Here is a 6,562-nt window from a genome sequence, read left to right on the forward strand (position 1 = left end):
TCAAATGAAAATCTTGTGTGGCTTTAACAGTTTTTAACGTTTGATAAGTTTAGTAGAATTCAGACTAAGTTTAGTTAAATAGCTTTAAAAAAGTAATAATAAACGGAATAGAAAGCAATAAACCATCGAATCTATCCAAGAAACCGCCATGCCCTGGAATGGTCGAAGCTGAATCTTTTATTTTAATACTTCTTTTGAATAATGATTCTACTAAATCTCCATAAGTACCTGCTACTACAATAATCGCACCACACCCAAACCACTGCCAAGGCAAAAGGTCTGTAAAGTATTTTGAAAGAATAAAAGAAACCAACATAGAAGCCAGAAATCCTCCAACGCTTCCTTCCCATGATTTTTTTGGTGATACTCTTTCAAATAACTTCGTTTTCCCAAATTTTGTTCCAGCAAAATAAGCACCAGTGTCGCTTGCCCATAGCAAAAATAAGCAACCTAAAGGACGTTGCCAACTAAAATTTGTACTATTTAAAAATGCTAAAATGATAATTAGTGCAAAAGGCAAGGCAACATAAATAACACCGAGAAAAGTATAAGCGATATTTTTAAATGGTTTTTCGTCTTGTGCCTTATAAAGTTTGATAAAAAATATCAACGCCATCAAAGGCGAGAGGATATAATAATTAGCTTCAGGAATAATCCCTTTTTCGATTAAAAAGGTAACTGACACCAAGATGAAACCACAAAAGGTACCATAGTAGGTAAGGGGCTCGTCGCCATCAAGGCCTAATAATTTATAAAATTCAAGCTGTGCTAAAATAGCGATAATAGCAAAAAGCCCAAAGAAAGTCCAATCGCTAAAAACAATGCAAAATATCAAAAAAGGAACAGCCACAACGGCTGCAATTATCCTTTGTTTTAGATTTGACATTCCTTGTAGTTTTTCATTCATATTGATTATTTTTTATTAATAGTTTATGCAATTTCTTTACTTTCTTCAAAACCACCCTCGTTTTCCAACAAGAATTTCGCCAAAACGGCATCCTTCAAATGAACATATACTTCACAACGCCCAATAAGGTATGAACTATCTCTTTTACTGATAACCACAGTATTTATTTGATGTTCATCTTCTAAATAAACTTTGGCAAGCTCTGCTTTAAATGGATTTGTAGACTCGTAAATTTTCTTCCAATCTGTCATAAATAGCATTGTTATCAGTTCAAAAAATCAAATGTAATCAATCATTGTCTCTATAAATACTATTAAGCCAGAACCAACGAAGTAAAATGATGGTAAATAAACCTGAAATCAACGCCATGGCTATGGGTACTGTTTTGGTTTGTTCAATATCCGTGTTTGTTACTTTCATCTGATATAAATATGCCATCAATAAAGTAAAACCATTGTTCACAAAATGGGCGAACATAGAAAGCCATAGATTTTGGGTCCAATAATACAAATATCCAAACATAGCACCTAATAACATCCTAGGAATAAAGCCATAGAATTGGAAATGAATAAAACTAAACCAGAAAGCAGCAAACCAAATGGCTGCATGATGGTTTTTAAAGGCTTTTAAGGCTAAGTTTTGTAATACTCCTCTAAATAATAGCTCTTCGCTTATGCCTGCCAATACTGCTACTACAATTATAGCTAAAACAAACTGTGCAGGATTTTTAAAGGTTGTAAGGAATTTGGTCAACTCTCCTGTTGATTTTTCAGCATTTTCCATCCACTCCTCTAATCCCTTTAATGAAGCAGGCAATTGTAGTTTTTGGTTAAGCTCTATAATCAAGGCATCAAAAGGCATAAAGCCTATGACTAATACCATCGTAATCAGCAATACATTTAAAATAGTAGGTTGGAAACTTAAAGATTGAATGCTTTGTTTTTCAAAAACGTACCAATACATCAACGATGCGCCAATAAATGGTAGAGGCGTAGAAAACACCTGAAGTAGCATGATACCTAAGTAAGTATTAGGGTAGTCGTTGAGATGTTGTTGAAAAGTGATTGCTTTTTCAAACGGAGCACCAGTTACTAATGAAAAGGCAAAAAGCCCTATGGTTGAACCTACAAACATCAGAATTAGTGTCAATCCAATTAAAATCATTAGCTTGGCAATAAACGGACGGTCAGTTTGTGGGTTAAAAGTATCGAATTCTGTCATAATGGTTGTAAATTTACGTAAAAATTGGCAGTGAACAATTATAGCAAACAGAGTAAAACACAGTTTGAATTAATATTCACGAATAGGATGTGAAAAAACATCTAAGAATAATTGAAAAAGAACAATGGTTAAGATTAAAAACATAGAATTAGGCGAGTTTCCTTTATTGCTTGCTCCGATGGAAGACGTTTCCGATCCTCCGTTTCGTGCAGTGTGTAAAGCCAATGGTGCTGATTTGATGTACACTGAATTTATTTCTTCTGAAGGACTCATCCGTGATGCAGCCAAATCCATTCAGAAATTAGATATTTTTGAATACGAACGCCCAATAGGGATTCAGCTTTTTGGTTCAGACATAGAAACTATGCGGAACTGCGGGGAAATAGCCACCAAAGCTGGCCCTGATTTGATAGACATTAATTACGGTTGCCCTGTCAAGCAAGTAGCTTGTCGTGGGGCTGGTGCGGCATTGTTGCAAGATATTCCTAAAATGGTATTGATGACCAAAGCCGTGGTAGCATCAACACATTTGCCCGTTACTGTAAAAACCCGTTTGGGGTGGGATGATTCAACCAGAAACATTGAAGACGTTGCCGAACGTTTACAAGACATTGGCATTGAAGCCCTAACTATTCATGGAAGAACAAGGGTGCAAATGTATAAAGGAGAGGCAGACTGGCGTTTGATTGCGAAGGTAAGAGAAAATCCAAGAATCAGGATTCCTATTTTTGGAAATGGTGACATTGATTCACCTGAAAAAGCATTAGAATATAGAAATCGCTATGGTGTAGATGGCATCATGATTGGCAGAGCTTCTATTGGTTATCCGTGGATATTCAATGAAATCAAGCATTTCTTCAAAACAGGTGAGCATCTGGCTCCGCCAACAGTGAATGATAGAATCAATGTTTGTAAGCAACACCTAGATTTCAGTATTCGCTGGAAAGGCGAACACACAGGTATAGTAGAAATGAGAAGACATTACGCCAATTACTTCAAAGGCTTGTCGCACTTCAAAGACTTTAGGATGAGATTAGTTACTTCGATGGATTATGAAGAGATTCTAAGCATTCTAAATGAAGTAGCCATATTTTATAGTGAGGAAGAACTCCTTGTTAGGTAAGAGTTGTGAGTGGTGTACCGATACAACTTTAGGCGTTGATTTACAATCAATGCTTTATAATACAGCGACTACTTAAAACCTAAAAAAATAGCGAAGTAAATGAAAAGATTTGCTTCGCTATTTTTTTAATAATTCAATCAATGCCCAATAAACTTCCCTAATTTTCGACTAAAATCTTTTATGAAAACAACCCTTACTACTTCAACAACAGTACCTACAAAACTTCAAAACCCTTTACTTGTTTGGGGCTTATTGGCTCTTTTAGCTGGTATTTGGGGGAGTTCGTTTATCCTCGTTAAAAAAAGCTTGACCGTCTTTGACCCTGCACAGGTGGGTTCAATTCGTATTTTTTCAGCCTTTTGTTTCTTTCTCCCTTTCTTTATCATCAATATCAAAAAGATTCCTCTTAACAAAGCCGTCTATTTTCTATTGGCAGGTTTATTAGGCAATCTTCTTCCTGCTTATTTATTCTCTTTTGCAGGGTCAAAATTAGATAGCGGTGTTTCAGGAGCGTTAAACTCTACTACACCTTTGTTTACGCTGATTGTGGGAGCGCTTTTTTTTAGCAACAAAATCACTCAGCGTCAAGGTATCGGCATTGTGCTTGGTTTTGTGGGGGCTTTATTGCTAATATTGGCTGGTGCTACTGGCTTTCATGTGAATGGCTATGCTTTTTTTGTTATTGCGGCTACTCTATTGTACGGTATCAACCTGAACATCACTAAAAAATACCTGACGGGGTTGGGCATAGATTCTTTCTTAATCACCTCAAGTATTTTTATGACTATCGGACCAGTAGCAGCAGGAGTATTGTTCTCAACCGACTTTGTGGCTAAACTACAACAACCTAATGCACTACAAGCTTTAATCTTTGCTATGTTATTAGGCGTTTTAGGCTCTGCTATTGCAATGGTGCTCTTCAATCGTTTAATTCAAATGACGAGTGCCGTACTGGCAAGCTCTGTTACTTACTTGATTCCAATTGTAGCTATCCTATGGGGCGTACTGGATGGAGAAGCTATAATATTTCAGCATTATTTAGGCATGAGTATCATCCTTATTGGTGTATATTTGGTGAACAAATCTAATTAAACATCCATGTTGAAAGCCACCGTAAATCAGCAAACATTTAACATTGTATCAGACAATGCAGGTACAACCATTGATGAACAACCACTAGATTGGGATATTGTTGAAATCAGGAATAATCATTTTCATATCCTGTACAACAATCGTTCGTATAATGCTGAGGTTTTAGAGGCCGATTATCAAGCAAAATCGTTCTTGATTAAAATGAATAATCGTCAATATGTGGTCAATGTAAAAGACCGCTTCGATATTTTATTAGAACAATTGGGAATGTCTGAGGCAGCTTCTACCAAAGTAAACGATTTAAAAGCCCCTATGCCGGGACTAATCGTTTCCCTCTTAGTGCAGGTAGGAGACAGTATCAAGAAAGGCGATTCTTTGCTGATTTTAGAGGCAATGAAAATGGAAAATGTGTTGAAAGCTACGGGCGAGGGTGTCATTAAGAACATTAAAGTGAGTAATAAACAAAATGTGGAAAAAAATCAAGTTTTAATTGAATTTGAATAAGTCTCGATTGTGAAACCGACAATTTTCCACGCCAAATAAAAAAAAAGTATATCTTTGCCTCCGAAAAAACCTTAAATCATGGACAAACCGAAGTATAAACGAATTCTTCTCAAGCTATCGGGCGAAGCCCTCAGTTCAGATGGTGAAGTAATAGACCCATCAATTTTAGAGCAATACGCTCTTGAAATTAAGAAAGTAAAAGAATTAGGTGTTGAAATTGCCATTGTTATTGGCGGAGGAAATATCTTCCGTGGTGCAGCTGCTGCCAAAGCTGGTATTGACCGTGTTCAGGGAGATTATATGGGGATGCTCGCTACCGTTATCAACGGAATGGCGATTCAAGCTTCTTTAGAAAAACACGGAATGTTTACTCGTTTACAGACTGCCATCAAAATGGATGCTGTTTGCGAACCATTTATCCGTCGTAGAGCAATGCGACATTTAGAAAAAGGTCGTATTGTAATTTTCGGAGCGGGAACTGGAAACCCATATTTTACGACAGATTCAACAGCGGCATTACGTGCTATTGAGATTGAAGCGGATGTAGTATTAAAAGGTACGAGAGTTGATGGCGTTTATACTGCAGACCCTGAAAAAGACCCTACTGCTACGCGTTATACACATCTTTCGTTTACAGAAGCTATCAGCAAAGGTTTAAAAATCATGGATACTACGGCATTTACTTTATGCCAAGAAAATAAAGTTCCTATCATTGTATTTGATATGAACAAAAACAACAATTTAGCAGATTTAGCAAAAGGAGAAGAAGTAGGAACTTTAATTAGTTAATGATATGGGTTGACCGATGATGAATTTAAAGCAACATCGAAGCCTTGTAATCAGCATATAAAATCCGAAATCATATATTAAGCAATGGAAGAAATAGAATTTTACATTGATGCAGCCAGAGAAACGATGGATGGAGCTTTAAAGCACTTAGCGATTGAGCTTTCAAAAATTCGTGCTGGTAAGGCAAGCCCTTCAATGTTAGATGGTATTCAAGTAGATTATTATGGCATGATGACCCCTTTAACAGGTGCGGCATCTATTAATACACCTGATGCTCGTACAATCGTTGTAAAACCTTTTGAAAAGAAAATGATTGCTGAATGCGAAAAAGCAATTCGTAATTCAAATATTGGTTTAGCACCGATGAACGATGGTGAAATTATTCGTTTGAATATTCCACCACTTACCGAAGAGCGTCGTCGTGAATTAGTAAAAAGAGTAAAAGCTGAAATTGAAACAGCTAAAATTAATGTGAGAAACGTTCGACAAGATGCGAACAGCTCTATTAAGAAATTGAAAAATGATGGCGTTTCAGAAGATGCTGTAAAAGCTGGTGAAGAACGTATTCAGAAAATCACAGATAGCTATATTGTTAAAGTAGATGCTGTATTTGCTGATAAAGAAAGAGATATCATGTCAGTGTAGTTTTGAGTGAAGAGTTTTGAATGCTGAATGATAAAATTTTAGCATTTAAAACTCTTTTTTTTGGATGTTTTATGAAATATTATTTTGTTATTACGATACTAACTATGTTTTGATAATTGGTGCTTTGCTGACGCAAGTGTTGTTGGTGAATAAAGTCTAATAAGGCTTCCCTTGAAAATTGTTTTTCGATATTACTTTACGATAAAATCCACTCATGTTCTGGGTGGATTTTTGCTTTCATCTGGGATGATTTATTTGAAAAATACAATTTTATTTGATTT

Annotated in this window: 8 protein-coding genes; 5 read left to right on the plus strand and 3 right to left on the minus strand. The window is 36.1% G+C overall.

Annotated features, from left to right (window positions below):
- Positions 1 to 70: 70 nt before the first annotated feature.
- Genes VB264_RS11145 through VB264_RS11155 form a run of 3 tightly spaced genes read right to left on the minus strand, consistent with a single transcriptional unit; the run spans position 71 to position 2,128 of the window.
- On the minus strand, positions 71 to 907 hold the full coding sequence (locus VB264_RS11145) for a phosphatidate cytidylyltransferase (protein ID WP_323249360.1): 837 nt from the start codon (positions 905 to 907) through the stop codon (positions 71 to 73).
- Between the two features lie 23 nt (positions 908 to 930).
- Positions 931 to 1,167: a putative signal transducing protein gene (locus VB264_RS11150; protein ID WP_323249362.1), complete on the minus strand. Its 237-nt coding sequence runs from the start codon at positions 1,165 to 1,167 to the stop codon at positions 931 to 933.
- A 28-nt stretch (positions 1,168 to 1,195) separates the two neighbouring features.
- Positions 1,196 to 2,128: a CPBP family intramembrane glutamic endopeptidase gene (locus tag VB264_RS11155; RefSeq protein WP_323249364.1), complete on the minus strand. Its 933-nt coding sequence runs from the start codon at positions 2,126 to 2,128 to the stop codon at positions 1,196 to 1,198.
- Between the two features lie 124 nt (positions 2,129 to 2,252).
- Between VB264_RS11155 and dusB the strand changes: the two genes are divergently transcribed.
- From dusB to frr, 5 genes are all read left to right on the plus strand, one after another.
- Positions 2,253 to 3,251 (plus strand): tRNA dihydrouridine synthase DusB, encoded by a 999-nt coding sequence (gene dusB / locus VB264_RS11160; protein WP_323249365.1) that lies wholly within the window; start codon positions 2,253 to 2,255, stop codon positions 3,249 to 3,251.
- A gap of 180 nt (positions 3,252 to 3,431) precedes the next feature.
- Entirely contained in the window at positions 3,432 to 4,343 is a 912-nt protein-coding gene (locus VB264_RS11165; protein ID WP_323249366.1) for a DMT family transporter, read from the plus strand.
- A 6-nt stretch (positions 4,344 to 4,349) separates the two neighbouring features.
- Entirely contained in the window at positions 4,350 to 4,847 is a 498-nt protein-coding gene (locus tag VB264_RS11170; protein WP_323249368.1) for an acetyl-CoA carboxylase biotin carboxyl carrier protein subunit, read from the plus strand.
- Positions 4,848 to 4,925: 78 nt separating this feature from the next.
- Positions 4,926 to 5,636, plus strand: a complete 711-nt coding sequence (pyrH, locus tag VB264_RS11175; RefSeq protein ID WP_309912098.1) for a UMP kinase — start codon at positions 4,926 to 4,928, stop codon at positions 5,634 to 5,636.
- An 84-nt stretch (positions 5,637 to 5,720) separates the two neighbouring features.
- Positions 5,721 to 6,281, plus strand: coding sequence for a ribosome recycling factor (gene frr, locus VB264_RS11180; RefSeq protein WP_323249370.1), 561 nt, complete (start codon positions 5,721 to 5,723; stop codon positions 6,279 to 6,281).
- The last annotated feature ends 281 nt before the right edge of the window (positions 6,282 to 6,562 follow it).

The sequence above is a fragment of the Arcicella aquatica genome (assembly GCF_034928825.1).
GTDB classification, from domain to species: domain Bacteria; phylum Bacteroidota; class Bacteroidia; order Cytophagales; family Spirosomataceae; genus Arcicella; species Arcicella aquatica.